9 protein-coding genes are annotated in these 18,804 nt (G+C 41.2%); 2 read left to right on the top strand and 7 right to left on the bottom strand.

The window, feature by feature from the left end:
- Positions 1 to 179 precede the first annotated feature (179 nt).
- The 7 genes from AACW45_RS19740 to AACW45_RS19710 form a co-directional block, all read right to left on the bottom strand.
- The gene (locus tag AACW45_RS19740) at positions 180 to 2,675 is read right to left on the bottom strand and encodes a beta strand repeat-containing protein (protein WP_190634077.1); all 2,496 of its coding nucleotides are present in this window, start codon (positions 2,673 to 2,675) and stop codon (positions 180 to 182) included.
- 980 nt (positions 2,676 to 3,655) lie between these two features.
- Positions 3,656 to 6,550, bottom strand: coding sequence for a beta strand repeat-containing protein (locus AACW45_RS19735; RefSeq protein WP_190634074.1), 2,895 nt, complete (start codon positions 6,548 to 6,550; stop codon positions 3,656 to 3,658).
- A gap of 991 nt (positions 6,551 to 7,541) precedes the next feature.
- Positions 7,542 to 9,722 carry a beta strand repeat-containing protein gene (locus tag AACW45_RS19730; protein ID WP_190634072.1) on the bottom strand — a complete coding sequence of 727 codons (2,181 nt, stop codon included), beginning with the start codon at positions 9,720 to 9,722 and terminating at the stop codon, positions 7,542 to 7,544.
- A 112-nt stretch (positions 9,723 to 9,834) separates the two neighbouring features.
- A complete protein-coding gene (locus tag AACW45_RS19725) occupies positions 9,835 to 12,897 on the bottom strand; it encodes a calcium-binding protein (protein ID WP_190634070.1) in 3,063 nt (1,020 codons plus the stop codon).
- Between the two features lie 113 nt (positions 12,898 to 13,010).
- Positions 13,011 to 13,211, bottom strand: a complete 201-nt coding sequence (locus tag AACW45_RS19720) for a hypothetical protein (RefSeq protein WP_190634068.1) — start codon at positions 13,209 to 13,211, stop codon at positions 13,011 to 13,013.
- Positions 13,212 to 13,960: 749 nt separating this feature from the next.
- Complete coding sequence (locus AACW45_RS19715) at positions 13,961 to 15,196, bottom strand: LL-diaminopimelate aminotransferase (protein WP_190548945.1); 1,236 nt, start codon at positions 15,194 to 15,196, stop codon at positions 13,961 to 13,963.
- A 262-nt stretch (positions 15,197 to 15,458) separates the two neighbouring features.
- Positions 15,459 to 15,983, bottom strand: a complete 525-nt coding sequence (locus AACW45_RS19710; RefSeq protein WP_190634066.1) for an adenylate kinase — start codon at positions 15,981 to 15,983, stop codon at positions 15,459 to 15,461.
- Between the two features lie 267 nt (positions 15,984 to 16,250).
- On the opposite strand from AACW45_RS19710, the gene AACW45_RS19705 reads away from it, so the two are divergent.
- Positions 16,251 to 17,114, top strand: a complete 864-nt coding sequence (locus tag AACW45_RS19705) for a Tab2/Atab2 family RNA-binding protein (RefSeq protein WP_190634064.1) — start codon at positions 16,251 to 16,253, stop codon at positions 17,112 to 17,114.
- A 275-nt stretch (positions 17,115 to 17,389) separates the two neighbouring features.
- A complete protein-coding gene (locus AACW45_RS19700; RefSeq protein WP_190634061.1) occupies positions 17,390 to 18,703 on the top strand; it encodes a TldD/PmbA family protein in 1,314 nt (437 codons plus the stop codon).
- Positions 18,704 to 18,804 lie beyond the last annotated feature (101 nt).

Raw genomic sequence — 18,804 nt, 5'->3', positions numbered from 1 at the left:
GGAGTATAGCACTCGAAGCATAGATTAGGACAAGGACTGATGCTCAAACATGGATAATAGAAGGGTTTCAAAGCTGTTCCCTGTTCTCTGTTCCCTGTTCCCTGCTATAAACCTATGCTCTATTCCATCATTATTTAACAAACAGCAGAAATCTGCGTTGGGCAAGCCCTTAACCTCGATCAAACAACAACAAAATTAGTAGAAGTGAGTGCTAATCCTGCAGACAATTGTGCAAATTGTACCTGATACCCACCGCCGCCATAAAGGTCAAAGTACAAAGCACCCGTAGCGTCGTCGTAGATAAATCGGTGCGTGCTATTTGTGGCATCAGTACCAATGGTAAACAGACTGGATGAAAGTACACCAAGCGATAATCCACCACCGAAATTATTGAAACTATTAGCCGACAAGTGAATTAAATCATCAGTTGTATTGAAGTCAGAGATAGTATTAATGCCATTATAATAATATCCATTCAGAATGAAGATATCATTACCATCACCACCGTTCAGGGTGTTATTACCTCCCCTGCCATTGAGATAATCATTACCATTGCCACCAGTCAGGATATCATTGCGATCGCTCCCAAAGATGGTATCATCTCCATCACCACCGTTAAGGGTGTTATCGCCATAGGTATCATAGTAATAGTAATAGTAACTATTATTTACTTCCAGATAATCATTACCATTGCCTCCGTTCAAGCTATTCTGTCCATAATAATCATTAGATATGAGCCTATCGTCTCCATCATCACCATTTAAAATCTTAATACCACTATAATATTGGGCATTTATCACATCATTTCCTGCACCGCCGCTAATTGTATCATTGCCACCATAACCCCCGTTTAAAGTATCATCACCATTGCCTCCTTGAAGATTGTCACTGTAGGATGTCCCAGATATATTCAATTTTTCAATATTCAAGAAGCTGACTTGATTCGTACCCACAGTAATTGTGCCATTAGTAGTGGTTGCATCCAAAGTCATGCTAATACCACCATTAGCACCAGAGTAATTAACCTCCAAGTAGTCGTTAAGAGTACCCCCGTCTACTATCTGAGTTACTAAGGAATCTGTATAATTTGCGGATAAAATGAAGGAGTCATCGCCAGCCCCACCATTCAACGTGTTCGCACCTTTGACAGCAGCTGTTAGGGTATCGTTGCCATCTCCTCCATTCAAGATGTTATTGCCAAAGTAAGAGTAATAGAATGAGCCGGTAATACTTAGCAAATCGTTACCTGCACCACCGCTAATTGTATCGTTACCACCATAGCCTCCGTAGAGGTAGTCATCGCCATTGCCTCCAACAATATTGTCATCATAGGCTGTACCTGTGATATTAAACTTTTCGATATTTTGGAAGCTAATTTGATTTGTACCCGCAATCATTAAGCCATTATTAGCGCTTGGATCTAAGGTCATGCTGATGCCACCGTTAGCGCTAGAATAATTAACCTGCAAGTAGTCGTTAAAAGTACCCCCATCTACTACGTTAATTACTAAAAAATTTGTGTCACTTGCGGATACAAAGAATTCGTCATCGCCTGCGCCACCATTGAGGGTATTCGCACCAATATCAGCCTCTGCTGTTAGCTTATCGTTGCCATCACCTCCATTGACGATGTTATTGCCTCTTGAGTCGGTAATACTTAGCCAATCGTTACCTGCACCACCGTTCAGGGTGTTATCACCTCTAGCAAACTGAGCAGATAAGGTGTCATTTCCTGCATCACCATTCAGGGTGTTATTACCTGCGGAATCATTGATGGACAAGTTATCATCCCCATACTCCCCAAAAAACGTATTAGCACCTGTAACTCCACGAGCATCAAACTCATCATTCCCATCCCCCCCAAAAAACGTATTAGCGCCCGTAACTCCATTGATATAAAACTGATCGTTTCCAGTCCCACCAGAGAGCGTATTTTTACCGATAGATCCCTCAAGATAAAAAATGTCATTTCCTGCGTCACCACTCAGGCTGTTATTACCTGAAGAATTGTTGACTGACAATTGATCGTTTCCAGATCCCCCCTTGAGGGTATTATTGCCACTGGAATTATTAGCAAGTAAGTAGTCTTGTTCCGAGCCACCATCTAAAAGATTACTTGTAGATGAATTGGAAACATCTAGCGTATCATTGCCGTTTTCTCCGTAGAGGCTGTTGTTGCCTTGATTGTCGGAGAGCTTGTCATCATCATCACCACCGTAGAGTTTGTCATTACCTAGCCCGCCAGACAATGAATCTGCACCTACCATTCCTTTGAGGGTATCGTTGCCATCCCCACCAGATAGTAAATTGTTAAATCTATTACCCGTAATCGTATTATTGAGTGCGTTTCCCGTCCCAGAAATTGCTGTCCCAGTTAGAATCAGCTTTTCAATATAATTGCCCAATGTCCAATTAACCGCAGACTTGATAGTATCAATGCCACCTGCATCGCCGCCTGCACCATTATCTTCACTCACAACATCATCAGCGCTATCAACGATGTATGTATCATTACCAGAACCACCAGACATAGTATCGTTGCCACTACCACCATCAAGGGTATCGTTCCCTGTACCAGCATTGAGAATGTCATTACCCTCATAACTGTAAATGATATCGCTGCTAGTAGTGCCATTGAGGATGTCGTCAGCTACTGTACCTTTAATTGTTGCCATTGTTTTATTCCTTTTAACTATTGAATTCTTCACGAGAAAATTCTGTACTTAGGGCACAATTCCTCTGCCACAAAGTACGATAATGAAGCGATCGCGCACCTCATAAATAAAAAGCGCGATTGCACGCTAGTATGTTACAAGCCGTAAACATACTTGCAACCTTAGCAATTACCAACGAAAACCCTTGCCAGTATTGTCATGGCGTTGAATTTTCTGAGGCTATTGCCTAGCTTTGATTAGTTAAACAATTACAAATAATTTTCAGCAGTTGCTAGCTGCTTAATTAATTGCTCAATGCCAATGCTCTATGAATTTGCACATTTATGCCAAAATAAACCAGAAGCCACTCACTCACCAACAAAACCTGCTTATCGTAAAAAAGCGGTTGCCGACTTCCAAGGTACGGAAACTGATTCCTAGAACACAGGCTAGTTATTTACATCTTCATAGATCATTGCTCTGATTATTTAATTACCATAAATTCCCTCAACATATCTGAACTTTATCCAATCTTTAAATATTTATGACTGTTATTTAAATTTTTAGTAAAATCCTGCAAATGAATCTTAATTAAGAGTGAGATATTTCCAGCTTTTTTTCAGCGTTACAAAAAACCAAAAATATATGTTTTTATATGATTTTGACTGGTTTAATTTATTGTACTTTTATCAATAAGTAAAAAGAATTAATTATGCCAGATGATTGCGAAACAGGCGATCGCAATATCTGATACCATTTCACAAAAAATTATGATGTGGATGTATTATCCCATGAAAAGACAGCAGGTATAGAACATAGGTACAAACCTATAGCAATCCTAAATAATGTGTGAAAGATTACATAAATGATTGTTGGCTGTTAACCGTTGATAGTCAACATTCACCAGTCAACAGCCAAAACCGATATTTTTCACAACTGAAATAGGATTGCTATATGTCCCATACCCGTTTTTAAACAAACATGAGAAAATCTGCAATTGATTAACGAATCACAAAATTAGCAGCACTCAGTGATAATCCAGCAGATAATTGGGCAAATTGTACCTGAGTAAATGCAGTTGCACTGCCATCTTCATCAAAGTACAAAGCGCCTGTACCATTATTGTAAATAAATCGCTGAGTACTTGTTGTGGCAGCAGCACCAATAGTAAACTGACTCGATAAAAGTGTACCGGACGATAATCCATCACCGAAACCAGTCGCAAATATCTGAATTAAATCATCCGTTGTACTGAAGTCAGTGATAGTATCAATACGACTAAAGTACCTATGATACAAAGTGAAAGTATCTTTACCATTGCCACCAGTCAGGGTATCATTGCGATCGCTCGTATAAAAGATGTCGTCGCCATCACCACCAATGAGGATACAACGGCCATTAGAAGATCCAAATAGTGTATCATTACCTCTCCCCCCACTAATAGTATCGTTACCACCAAGGTCGCCGTGGAGGTAGTCGTCGCCATTCCCTCCTAGAATATTGTCATCGTAGTTTGTACCGTTGATCGTTAACCGTTCGATACTCTGAAAGTCAATTTTGTATGTACCTGCAGTAATTGTGCCATTAGTAGTGGTTGCATCTAAGGACATGACGATACCACCGTTAGAAGTGATGTAATCAATTTTTAAAAAATCGTTACCCGTACCACCATCTAACGTCTGAGTCACCAAGGAAGATGTACTACTTTGCTCTATATAAAAGGAGTCATCGCCAGCTCCACCATTTAAGATGTGATTGCCAGAAGAACCATAGGAAATAGTTAGTATATCGTTACCTGTACCACCATCGAGGATACTATTGCCATTAGAAGATGCAAATAGTGAATCGTCACCTGCACCCCCAGTCATGGTATCATTACCCCGATATGCTAACAATTCATCGTCGCCATTGCCTCCTTGAATCTTGTCATCATATTCTGTACCAAAGATATAGAAACTTTCGATAGCCTGGAAGCTAACAAAGGCAGTCCCAGCAGTAACTGTGCCATTGGTATTGGTTCCATCCAAGGTCATGTTGATGCCACTATTAGCACTACCAAAAATTATATTCAGGCGATCGTTACCTGCACCTCCATTCACAATATTATTGTTATCACTAAACAATAAGTCGATGATATCGTCGCCTGCACCACCATTAACCGTATCATTGCCACTGATGAAATCAAAGTAGTCGTTGCCATTGCCTCCTTGAATGTTGTCATCGTAGTTTGTAGCATTTATGCGCAGTTGTTCAATACTCAGGAAGGTAGTTTTGTTCGTACCAGCAGTAATTGAGCCATTAGTATTGGTAGCATCCAAAGTCATGATGATACCACCGTTAGCAATATTGTTAATAATCCACAAGTAATCGTTACCTACACCTCCGTCTACTGTCTGAGTAACTAAAGAAGAAGGAGATGTTTCAGATTCTTCCGAACCAATGAATAAAGTAAAGGAGTCATCGCCTGCGCCACCACTTAGGCTATTAGTACCAGTAACACCATAGGCTACTAATTTATCGTTACCATCACCTCCATCCAAAATGTTATTGCCATTCGATTCTCTAACAGAGAGGTAATCGTCACCTATACCACCATAGAGGAATTTGTTGCCTATTATCGAATATTCGGCTCCGATCGCATCGTTACCTGCACCACCGCTAATAGTATCATTGCCACCTATGGCATCTATTGCATCGTTGCCATTACCTCCTTGAATATTGTCATCATAGTTAGTACCTCTGATACTGAAGCTTTCAATATTCTGAAAGCTAACTTTTTGAGTACCAGATGTAATTGAGCCATTAGTGGTGCTTGCATCTAAAGTCATAGTGATGCCAGCATTAGCATTAAGAAAAAATAAGTCTAAAACATCGTTACCTAACCCTCCGTCTACTATCTGAGTTACTAAGGAGGTTGTATTCATTGGGGATAGATAGAAAAAGTCTTCGCCATCCCCACCGTAAAACTTATTAGCCCCCTCGATGTAATCGGCAGAAAAGTAATCATTCCCAGTTCCGCCTGAGAGAGTATTGTTCCCCCTAGAGCCATCGATATCCAAGATATCATTTCCCCCATCGCCACTGAGACTGTTATTACCTGAGGAATCGTTGACATCTAACCTATCATCGCCAGATCCCCCCTTGAGGGTATTTTTGCCACTGGAGTTATCGGCATATAAGTAGTCATTTCCATCATCGCCACTCAGGGTGTTATTACCAGATGAATCGTTGATATACAGCAAATCATCGCCAGATCCCCCCTTGAGGGTATTATTGCCTGTAGAATTGTAAGCATATAAGAAATCCCTGCCTAAGCCACCGTCTAAAAGATTACTCCCAGAAGAGTTGGCAATATCTAACCAATCATCACCATCTTCACCGTAAAGTTTGTTCTTACCTTCAAAGTCGTAAAGACGGTCATTACCGTCACCACCGTAGATTGTGTCATTACCTAGCCCACCATACAGTGAATCTTCTCCTGTCTTGCCTTCTAGGGTATCGTTGCCTTCTCCACCATTGAGTATATTGTTAAGTGCATTACCCGTAATTCTGTTACTGAGGGTGTTTCCCGTGCCAGAACTTGCTGTTCCTGTGAGGGTAAGTCTTTCAAGATAATTGCCCAATGTCCAGTCAACTGAAGAAATGACTGTATCTCTGCTACCACCAGGATCACCACCTGTACCATTGTCTTCTCTGACAACATCGCCAAGGCTATCAACGATGTATGTATCATTACCCGCTCCCCCAGAAAGTGTATCATTGCCGCTACCGCCATCAAGGGTATCGTTACCGCTACCGCCATTGAGGACATCATTACCTGCATAACCGTAAATGATATCGCTGCTAGTAGTGCCATTGAGAATATCGTCAGCCACGGTACCTTTAATTGTTGCCATTTTTTTATTTTTAGAGATAAATTATCTAGTCAAAAACTCAGCGCTGAATCCACAATTCCCCTTTGACAAAGCGCAACAAGATTTAGATGATCAACTTTTCGTTGATGTAAATTGCTATTTGATAAACACTGTGCTTGATCAGTAGCGCTTTGGGGGATTGTTCAAACTTGATTATGGAGTTGATTGAGCGTAGACGCGGAGCGGCTTGTCGTAGACATCGCTCTTTTGAGAAACTTATTATTGCTGTTTGATTAGCTAGGCAATTACAAATAATTTTTGGTTGTTTTCACCTTTATTAACTCAGAGTTAACCTGAGTATTACTTACCATAAATTATCTCTACAACTCCTAAATTTATCTAATCTTTAAGAATCGTTTCTTGCTGAAATCAAGTAGTCTTAGATACTGGGTATCAAATCTCAATAAATCGTGAGCTTCATCAGTCAGGTTTCGGCGGCTCAACTTGATTCCATAAAAATTAAATGGGTAGAGAACATAAGAGGATGTTTTAAAAGTCCTTTCGTTGGTAGCAAAAAGTTTTAGATCCCCCTAAATCCACGCCACTGATACCGTTGGCGAATGTAATACATAGTTGTATTTTTTAGTATTACGTAAGCTCAAACCTTCAATCTGTGGTTGCGGCTTTTAGTTGTAACACATTTGTCTGTGAGTTTGTAACACTTTCGCCAACAGTATCCGCCACTTGCTACAACGGGGGGAACCACCAAGGGCGCAGTGGCTCCCCTTAGAAAGGGGAGGCACTGCGTTGGGCGGGTTTCCCGACTTGTTCGCTGAAAGCGTTCCCGAAGGGTAGCAACTGCCGTGGACTTTGATTGTATTTCCCCCCTTAAAAAGAGGGATAGGGGGGATCGATTAGTATGAAGATACAGCCAACAACTTTTCAAACAACCTCTAGGAGTAAACCTATGCACTATCCCATAATTCTTCAACCAAGACCAGAAAATTTGCGTTTGCCAAGCTCTGAAGCTGGATTAAACAACAACAAAATCAGCAGCCCTCAGTGATAATCCAGCAGATAATTGGGCAAATTGTACTTGAGTAAATGCACTAGCACTACCATCAGAGTCAAAGTACAAAGCGCCTGTACCATTATCGTAGATAAATCGCTGTTGGCTATTTGTGGCAGCAACACCAATGGTAAACTGGCTTGATAAGAGTACACCAGGCGATAATCCACCACCAAAACCTTCACTATATACCTGAATTACATCATCAGTATTACTGAAGTCAGAGATAGTATCAATTACTGCATTGTAGTTATAGAACACAAATGTATCATTACCATTGCCACCAATCAAGACATTATTACCATCACCCGCAAAGAGGATATCGTCGCCATTGCCACCATTGAGGGTACAATTGCCAGTAGAAGATGCGCTGAGTGTATCGTTCCCTGTACCGCCACTAATGGTATCGTTGCCACCGCTACCCCCGTAAAGGCCGTCGTCGCCATTGCCTCCCTGAAGACTGTCATCGTAATCTGTACCGATGATAGTAGTTAACTTTTCGATATTCTGGAAAATTAGCTCAAAAGTGCCTGCCGTAATTGAGCCATTAATAGTGGTTGCATCCAAGATCATGGTAATGCCAGCGTTGGCAGCAGAGTAAGAAATTTCCAAATAATCATTACCTGTACCACCATCTACCTTTTGAGTAACTAAAGAAGAAACAGATGTATCAGAAACAAAGATTTCAAATCTATCATCGCCAGCCCCAGCATTGAGAACGATCGCACCAGTAGCAACAGTCGCTTGTAACCAATCGTTACCATCACCTCCATCCAAAATGTTATTGGCAGATGTGTATGAACAATCTAGAAAATCGTCACCTGTACCACCATTGAGTATCTTAGTTCCAGTGGAAGATGAGTATAGGTAATCGTTACCAGCACCACCGCTAATCGTATCATTGCCACCATCACCTCCGTTGAGGTTGTCGTTGCCATTACCTCCTTGAATATTGTCATCGTATTCTGTACCTAAAATATCAAGGCTTTCAATATCAAAGAAGTTAACCTGATTTGTTCCCGCAGTAATTATGCCATTAGTCGTGGTTGCATCTAAAATCATGCTGATGCCACCGTTTGCAGCAAATACGCTCAGGGTATCATTTCCTGCACCACCATTAATCGTATCCTTGCCACCACCACTGTAGAGAAAGTCATTGCCATTGCCTCCTAATATCTTTTCATCGTAGGCTGTACCAAGTATTTCCAGCCGTTCGATATTCTGGAAACTAACCTGATTAGTGCCAGCAGTAATTATGCCATTAGTCGTGGTTGCATCCAAAGTCATGGTGATGCCACCGTTAGCATTGAGGTAATCAAGTTTCAAATAATCATTACCTATACCACCGTCAACCTTCTGAGTAATTAAAAAAGCTGTGTTAGTTGCAAATATAAGTACAGAGTCATCGCCAGCCCCACCATTAACTGTGCAAGCACCTGCGATCGCTTCAACTTCTAGCCGATCGTTACCAGCTCCGCCGCTAATTTTATCATTGCCACCACCACTGTAGAAGGAGTCGTCGCCATTACCTCCTTGAAGCAAGTCATCATATACTGTACCGAATATATTCAATGTTTCAATATTCCAGAAGCAAATCTGATTTTTACCAGCAGTAATTGTGCCATTAGTTTTGGTTGCATCCATTGTCATGATGATGGCACTGTTAGCATTAGAGTAACTAACAGACAAATAATCCTTACCTACTCCCCCGTTGAGCTTTTGGGTTATTAAGTCAGCAGTATTAGCTAGGTTTAGATAGAAAAAGTCATCACCATTTCCCCCGTAAAACTTATTAGCCCCTGTGACTTGTGAGGCAAAAAAGCTATCATTCCCCGCCCCACCAGAGAGAGTATTGTTACCGCTAGAGAAACTAATATTAAAGAAGTCATTTCCGCGATCGCCATTGAGGATGTTATTTCCTGATGAATTACCGATAAACAAGTCATCATTCCCAGATCCCCCCTCTAGGGTATTATTGCCGCTGGTATAGCTAGCATATAAGCGATCGTTCCCTGTTCCACCATTAAGCAGATCGTTGCCACTACTACCATTGAGAATGTCATTACCTTGATAACCGTAAATGCTGTCGTTGCTATTAGTTCCATTAAGGATATCGTCAGCTGCAGTACCTTTAATTGTTGCCATAATTTTCTTCCTCAAAAATTTGTGAACATATAAGTATGGTGGTTAAAGCCAGCCATACAAAAACTATTAGGGGTTTAAGCATTGCTCAACCCCTGGTGATAATTGCGCGCTATTAAGCAACAACTCTAAAATTCGCAGCGCTGATTGTGCGATCGCCAAACAATGGATTCACTAATTGGGCAAATTGTACCTGCGCAAATCCAGTTCCACTACCATCAGAGTCAAAGTACAAAGCACCTGTAATATCGTTGTAGATAAATCGCTGATTGCTATTTGTAGCCGCCGCACCAATGGTAAATCGACTTGATGAGAGTTCGCCGGCTGATAACCCACCACCAAAACCAGCCGCAGATACTTGAATTAAATCAAAATATTCTATTGTTTCAAAATTAGCAATGGTATCAATGCCTTCATTGTAATTATTGAAAACAAAAGTATCATTATGTAGACCGCCATAGAGAGAATCATTGCCATTGCCACCAGTGAGGATATCATCTCCATAATTCCCAAGCAGGGTGTCATCTCCATCACCACCATTGAGAATTGTGGTACCTCCATCATTAACAAAATCCTCCAAAAAGTCATTACCACCACCACCATTCAAGGTATCTAGCCCTTCTTCGCCGGAATATAGGATGTCGTTGCCATCGCCTCCTTGAAGATAATCGCTGTAGGCTGAACCACTGATGATAAATCTTTCAATATTGGAGAAGCTAATCGTGCTAGTACCAATAATTAAGCCATTAGTCTTGGTTTCATCCGAGAAGCTCATGACGATTGGCTTGCGGTTTGATGAACCACCATTTTCATCGTAAAAGACAGACAACACATCGTTACCTGCACCGCCGTTAATCGTATCATTGCCACCATAGCCAGCACCCAAGGTGTCATCACCATTACCGCCTTGAAGATAATCACTGAAACGTGAACCAGAGATGAGAAATCTTTCGATACTTGAGAAACTAATGCTGTCAGTACCGCTAGTCAGAGTGCCATCAGTGGTATTTGCATCCAAAGTTAAACTTATGGCACCCTTATAATCATTGTAAACTACAGACAATAAATCATTACCTGCACCGCCGTTAATCGTATCATTGCCACCATCATTTTCACCCGCACTTAGGGTGTCGTCGCCATTACCTCCTTGAAGCAAGTCATCTGAGCGCGTACCCTGAATATTAAATTTTTCGATACTTTCAAAACTAATTGTGTTAGTACCCGCAGTAATTGTGCCATTACCGGGGTTGGCATCCAAAGTCATGACAATTGCACCAGGAGCATTGTTAAACAACAATAAATCGCTACCTGCGCCGCCCTTAATCGTATCATTGCCTATGATTTGCGAAAAAGTATCGTCGCCATTACCGCCTTGAATTGAGTCATTAAAGGATGTACCCCGAATATGAAATTTTTCGATATTTTGAAAACTAATCCTATTAGTACCGGCAGTAATTGTGCCATTAGTCGTGCTGGAACTCAAAGTCATGGTGATGCTACCATTGGCGTTACGGTAATCAATATCCAAGTAATCGTTACCATTACCACCATCTACGGTTTGAGTGACTAAAGATGCTGTATTAGCTGCGCCGAAAAAGAAAGAGTCATCACCATCCCCCCCAGAAAAACTATTAGCTCCAGTAGCTATACTGGCAGGTGTATTGAAAAAGTATTCATTGATATGGTAAAAACTATCGTTTCCAGCTCCTCCAGAAAGAGTATTTTTGCCGCTAGAGCCAAAAACATATAAGTAGTCATTTCCGGTATCACCATTGAGGGTGTTATTTCCTGAAGAATTGTTTGCAGACAAGCGATCGTCTCCAGATCCCCCTTGAAGGGTATTATTTCCCGTTCCCCCAGAAGCAATTAATTCGTCATTTCCCGTTCCCCCATCTAAAAGGTTACTGTTAGACGAAGCAAAAGCAGTTAGGAAATCATTACCGTCTTCTCCATATAGACTGTTATCACCTTGATTGTCGTCAAGGTAGTCATTACCGTCACCACCATAGAGTTGGTCATTACCTAGCCCTCCTTGTAATGTATCTGATGCTAACAGTCCTTTGAGGGTATCATTACCATTTTGACCCAAGAGAGAATCATTGCCATTACCTGCTTGAATATCGTCATCGTAGGTGGTACCAATTATGGATAGACGTTCGATATTTTGAAAGCTAATTTTATTGGTACCAGCCGTAATGATGCCTTTATTAGTGGTTGTATCCAAAGACATGATCATACCACCGTTAGCATTTGAGTAATTGACTGTCAACACATCGCTTAAATTACCCCCGTCTACTGTCTGGGTAATTAAGAAAGCTGTATTAGTTGCAGATATATAAAATTCATCATTACCATCCTCTCCGTAAAACTTATTAGCACCTGTGAATTGTTGCACGAAAAAGTTATCGTTCCCTGTACCACCATAAAGGGTATTGTTGCCGCTAGAGCCGTTAATATTAAATGAATCATTTCCTGCATCGCCTCGGAGATTGTTATTACCTGAAGCCTGAAATACAGATAAGAAATCATCTCCAGATCCGCCCTTGAGGGTATTGTTGCTGCTGGAATACTGGGCATATAAGTAGTCATTTCCTGACCCACCGTCTAAAGTATTACTTGTAGATGAATAGGAAACATCTAGGGTATCATTGCCCAATTCACCATACAGCCTGTTCTTACCTTGAAAGTCGTAAAGATAGTCATTACCATCACCACCGTATATAGTGTCATTACCTAGCCCACCATACAGTGAATCACTTCCTGCCAGCCCTTCTAGAGTATCGTTGCCTTCTCCACCATTGAGGATATTGTTAAGTGCATTACCCGTAATTCTGTTATTGAGATTGTTTCCCGTGCCAGAAATAGCTGCGCCTGTGAGGGTAAGTCTTTCAATATAATTGCCTAATGTCCAGTCAATTGAAGAAATGACTGTATCTCTGCTACCACCAGGATCGCCGCCTGCACCATTGTCTTCACTGACAACATCAGCAAGGCTATCAACAATGTATGTATCGTTACCCCCTCCCCCAGAAAGTGTATCGTTACCACTACCACCATCAAGAGTATCGTTACCGCTACCACCATTGAGGACATCATTACCTGCATAACCGTAAATGATGTCAGCACTAGTAGTTCCATTAAGAATATCGTTCGCAGCAGTACCTTTAATTGTTGCCATGATTTTCTTCCTCAAAAATTTGTGAACATATAAGTATGGTGGTTAACGCCAGCCATACAGAGATGATTAGGGATTTAAGTATTTGCTCAACCCCTGGTGATAATTGCGCGCTGTTAAGCAACGACTAGAAAATTCGCAGCGCTAATTGTGCGATCGCCAAAATATGGATTCACTAATTGGGCAAATTGTACCTGAGCAAATCCAGTTCCACTACCGCCATTGAGGACATTGTTACCTTCATAACCGTAAATGCTGTCAGCACTAACAGTTGCATTCAGGATGTCGTCTAATGTAGTTCCGTAAATTATTGCCATTGTTTTATTTTTTTGTAAATAATTTATCTTGTTACTAACTTGGCGCTAAATGTACAATTCCTATCTCACAAAGCAGGACAATTTTCAGCGAGCCACTTTTTGTTAATGTTGCTCTCCTAGCGAGGGATACTGCAATTTACTAGTAATGCTTCAGAAAATTATCCATACTTTAATTTGGGATTGATGGCGCGATCGCACTTTTAATCAAGGATGGTTACTGCTGTCAGAACTATACAAGCATCAATAATGAATATGTTTTACTTGTTTTTACTTTCTTAACTCAGAGTTAACCTGAGTATTTACTTACCATAAATTCTCGGAAGAATGCCTAACTTTATCTAATCTTTAAAAATTTCACTGAGGCCAATTTAGTATTACAAGACATCAAAAATAAAGTCTCAATAAAATTTGATATTTCTTAGTCATATTTTATCGATATCACCTGCAAAACACTGATAATATATAGGTTTTTAATTAACCATAAGTAGGTAAGCAGGTATAGAAAAAATATAATAATAATTTAAATAATATTGGCAGCTAATCAATATAAAACATATTTCAGGTAAATGAGGTACGCGCTTCGGGGCATGGCAGTGCCAATGCCCCTACCATCAAAGATTATCTGTATCTGACAAAGTTGGAATTCGCTGTATTCTCAAGGGTATACCAATGACCAATGATAATATAATGCGATCGCATATCTGAGCCATTAGCGTTGAATATGCGATCGCACTATAGTCAAAACAGATTTACAAAGATAAGCCAGTGGTAATTCGTTGCATAGCTTCTTCTACATTTTCTCGGCTATTAAATGCAGAGATGCGGAAGTAACCTTCGCCAGCAGCACCAAAGCCAGAACCAGGAGTGCCAACAACGTTAACGTTTTGCAGTAATTTATCAAAAAATTCCCAACTTGATAAACCATTGGGAGTTTTCACCCAAACATAAGGGGCATTGACACCACCATATACTGATAATCCGGCGGCTGTTAGCTTTTCGCGAATAATTTTAGCGTTTTCCAAATAAAAGCTGACTAATCCTTGGATTTGCGCCTGTCCTTCTGGGGAATAAACAGCTTCCGCACCGCGCTGTACAATGTAAGATACGCCGTTAAACTTGGTAGACTGGCGACGATTCCACAGTTTCCACAGTTCAACATCAGAACCATCAGCCGCTTTGGCTGTCAAAGTTTTGGGAACGACCGTTAAAGCACAACGAGTGCCGGTGAAACCTGCATTTTTGGAGAAAGAACGAAACTCAATGGCGACATCCCTAGCACCTTCAATTTCATAAATCGAATGGGGAATTGCCGGATCAGTGATGTAAGCTTCGTAAGCAGCATCAAAGAAAATAATCGAGTTATTCGCCTTTGCATAGTCTACCCAAGCTTTCAGGTGTTCCTTACTAGCAGTTGCACCGGTGGGGTTATTGGGAAAGCAAAGATAAATTAAATCGACTTTCTGGTTTGGTATCTCTGCGGTGAAGTTATTCTCGGCGGTAATGGGGAGATAGACTAAGCCAGCAAACTCGCCTTTGTCGTTAGCGACACCTGTATTACCTGCCATGACATTAGTATCTACATAGACAGGATAAACCGGATCGGTAACCGCGATCGCATTATCATGACCAAAAATTTCTAAAATATTCCCCGTATCGCATTTAGAACCATCAGAAATAAAAATTTCCGATGCATCGATATCCGCACCCCTAGCTTGGAAATCTTGCGCTGCAATCTTTTCCCTTAACCAAGCATAACCTTGTTCGGGGCCGTAGCCTTTAAAAGTTGCGCGATCGCCCATTTCCTCTACAGCCTTAATCATTGCTGTGCGACAAGCTTCAGGTAGAGGTTCTGTAACATCGCCAATTCCCAACCGAATAATTTTCGCATCCGGATTGGCTTGGGCAAAAGCATTTACCCGCCGTGCAATTTCGGGAAATAGGTAACCTGCTTTCAGCTTCAGGTAGTTGTCGTTAATCGTTGCCATAGTAGATTGAGAGAAATACCATCAAACAAGCTTACTGCGAACAGATTACAAATTATAAAGTTTTGCCGTAATTCTCGAATCGCAGACAGCTAATGACTTTACTACAAGGGTAATGTCGGGGTATTTCACGTTGACGGTTGACGGTTGACGGTGTTGGGTTGTCTTTCATTCCATTCCTAGAAGGGATGGAATGAAAGACGGATTTTTATATAGTAGTAAATATAACATTTAACTAATATAGCGATCGCACAACCTCAAACTATTATTTATTCTGACTTTCAATTGATTTAAAAAACTGCGTAATCTCTTGCACTGAACGAATGTGATAAATGTTTTTGCTACTTTGAGCCTGTGCAATATACTCACGATATTTTGGCGTCAAATATTTGTCGCATAACCACAGCACGCGGTAGCTATTTAGCGAACTACTGAAGATAGAACTATTTTCCGGCCAGCCGGCTGGGGGTTGAAAGTAACCTGTAATTAACCGTTTAGTTACCCACCAAAAATGCACATATAGGGGTAAATCGATAAATACCAAACTATCCGCTTCGTTGAGTCTAGGCCAAAGAGTTTCCATTGAACCAAAACCATCAATAATCCATTGGTTATTAGCTAAAATTTCCCCATGAATGCGCTGATACTCTTCATCTGAAATTTTAGCGCCCCCTGGTTGATATTGAATTTTATCTAAAATGTATAGTGGTAAACCAGTAATTTGTGATAATCTCCGGCTGAGAGTTGATTTACCGCCTCCCGTATTACCAAACACTGCTACTTTTTTCATTAGTACTCTTCTTTGCGATTGAGTAGTCTCTTAGACTAGATTCAAGTCAAGCGCTAATATTTTCTGAAATAAAAAAAAATATCAAAATTTTATTGCCGTCAGGGTAATGTCAGAATTGTGAGTTTCCAGGGGTTGCTTTGTTCTTTGTTTTCTGTTATTGGTTCCCTTGTTTTAGTCCTGTTTGGGGATTAATGCTCTTTGCTGCCCCAAGACTCGTATGATCAGAATATCAGAAACGTCATAACAGCCAGATCTTTACTGTAAAACATGGGCAGTATTTGGGAACTCGATTTTTACTCCCGTCCGATTTTGGACGAAAATCAAAAAAAAGTTTGGGAAGTCTTAGTTTGCGAAAGTCCCTTGGATGTCCGCGCCAAAACAGATGCAATGTTTCGGTATGCTAAATATTGCCCCAGTACTCAGGTAAATTCAGTTTGGTTGCGGACTGCATTGCAGGAGGCTATTGACCAAGCACAAGAAGCGCCAATTAAAATTCGCTTCTTCCGTCGCCAAATGAACAATATGATTACAAAAGCTTGTCAAGATGTGGGAATTCCGGCTCAAGCTAGCCGGCACACTTTACTACTGAATCAATGGCTACAACAAAGAATGGAGGAGGTATATCCCAATGAACCAGGATATCAACCAGGAACTAATCCTTCAGTGCGCTTAGAAAGTCCTTTACCACAGCGCTTACCAGATGCTTTAGAAGGTAATAAATGGGTATTTGTTTCCTTACAAGCTGGGGATTTAATGGAGATGCCAGACTGGGAAATTGGTTTTGGCGAAGCTTTTCCCTTAGAATTGGCGAAGGTATCTCCAGAAACCAGGATTCCCGGTGTCTTGATTTTTTCACCTAGAGCCTTACCCATCGCAGGCTGGATGTCTGGTTTGGATTTAGCTTACTTAAGATTTGACACGAGTGTCGGCTCAAGATTAGTCTTAGAAACTGGAGTCACAGAAAGCTGGATTTTGGCAAATATCAAAAATCCCCAAACTTTAGTAGAAGCCAAAGGTTTTGAAACTGCCAAAAAAGAAGCTAATGGCGTGCATTTTATTGGCGTACAATCAAATCCGCAAGCAGAATCTTTTGCCGGCTTTTGGCTGTTACAGGAGGTGAATTTGCCTTAAAAATCCCTACCTACAAGGATTAGGGATGAATTCAGCAGTCAGTAGTCAGCCAGAAGATAACAAATAACTGACAACTGACACCCAAAGCGCTGTAAATTAGTGGCAGATTATGGGGGGAATTGGCATGAAGAACAACATTCAGAGTAATGATGGTCTTGACTAAATTACTCACTTAATCATCCAAAGAATAAGAACTGATATATGTCGATGATTTGGGATAATGATCTGCGTTCATCTGCGATTCAAAATCCACAATCCACAATTTACCAAGGGTCATGGGTTCTGAGAATTTCTTACGAGATAATCTAGCGGAACATCTGCTAGAACTAGCTATCAAGTCGGGAGCAGAAGCTGCGGAAGTTTATCAATCGCGATCGCTTTCTCGTCCCATATTTTTTGAGGCCAATCGTCTCAAACAGCTAGAAACGAGCCAATCTGAAGGTACAGCACTGCGGTTGTGGCGCAATGGTCGCCCCGGCCTAACTGTCGCTTATGGGAATATAGAACCACAAGCGATGGTAGAACGCTCTCTGGCCTTGAGTCAATTAAACCAGCCAGAACCCGTGGAACTGGTTGCTAACTCTGGGGTATCCTACCCAGATTTAGGTCACACCGTACCCATTGAGGTTTTGGTTAACTGGGGTAAACAAGCGATCGCTTTAGTGCGAGATGCATATCCAGACGTACTTTGCAATAGCGATTGGGAATGTGATGTGGAAAATACTAGACTTGTCAATACAGCAGGTCTAGATTGTTACTACACAGATACTACTCTTAGCTGTTACATGTCCGCAGAATGGGTACGCGGTGACGATTTTCTCAGCGTTTCTGACGGTCAAACTCAACGGGACGAATTAGACCCGGAGAAATTAGCCTATCAAATTTTACAAAGGTTAATTTGGGCGAGAAACAACGTCCCAGCCCCTAGCGGTCGAGTACCCGTGTTGTTTACCTCAAAAGCTGCTGATATGCTTTGGGGTACAGTCCAAGCAGCTCTCAATGGCAAACGCATTCTCGATAAAGCTTCCCCTTGGGCTGATCGCTTAGGGCAACTTGTCGTTGCACCTAACTTGACACTCTACCAAGATCCGCAAGCCGGGCCTTACAGTTGTCCTTTTGATGATGAAGGTTGCCCGACTAATTCTTTAGTATTTATTCAAGATGGAGTATTGCAGAATTTTTATAGCGATCGCACTACTGGGCGTCAACTAGGTACTGGTAGCACAGGTAACGGTTTTCGCGCCAGCTTGGGTAGTTATCCCTCTCCTGGGTTATTTAATTTCCTTATTCAGCCTGGTTCTGCATCACTACCAAATTTGATTCAGCAAATGGATGATGGCTTAATTGTCGATCAAATGCTGGGTGGTGGTAGTGGCATTTCTGGCGACTTTTCTATCAATATTGACTTAGGTTACCGAGTCCAAAATGGTCAAGTAATTGGTCGCATTAAAGATACAATGGTTGCCGGCAATATCTACTCAGCCCTAAAACAATTAGTCTCTCTAGGTAGTGATGCTGATTGGAATGGCTCTTGTTATACTCCCTCCCTCATAGTAGAAGGGCTGTCAATTACGAGTAGAAATAAATAAATTGGGCATGGGGCAATTCAATTTTGGATTTTGGATTTGCGATAGCGCAGCGTTAGCGAGTCCGCGAGCGTCTTTTGGATTGGGTTTAAATCTAAAATCTA

Origin of the sequence: Calothrix sp. FACHB-168 (assembly GCF_963889195.1) — a bacterium.
Lineage (GTDB): Bacteria > Cyanobacteriota > Cyanobacteriia > Cyanobacteriales > Nostocaceae > Aulosira > Aulosira anomala_A.
The sequence above is the reverse complement of the archived record's forward strand: the minus strand, read 5'-3'. Positions and strand labels throughout refer to the sequence as shown.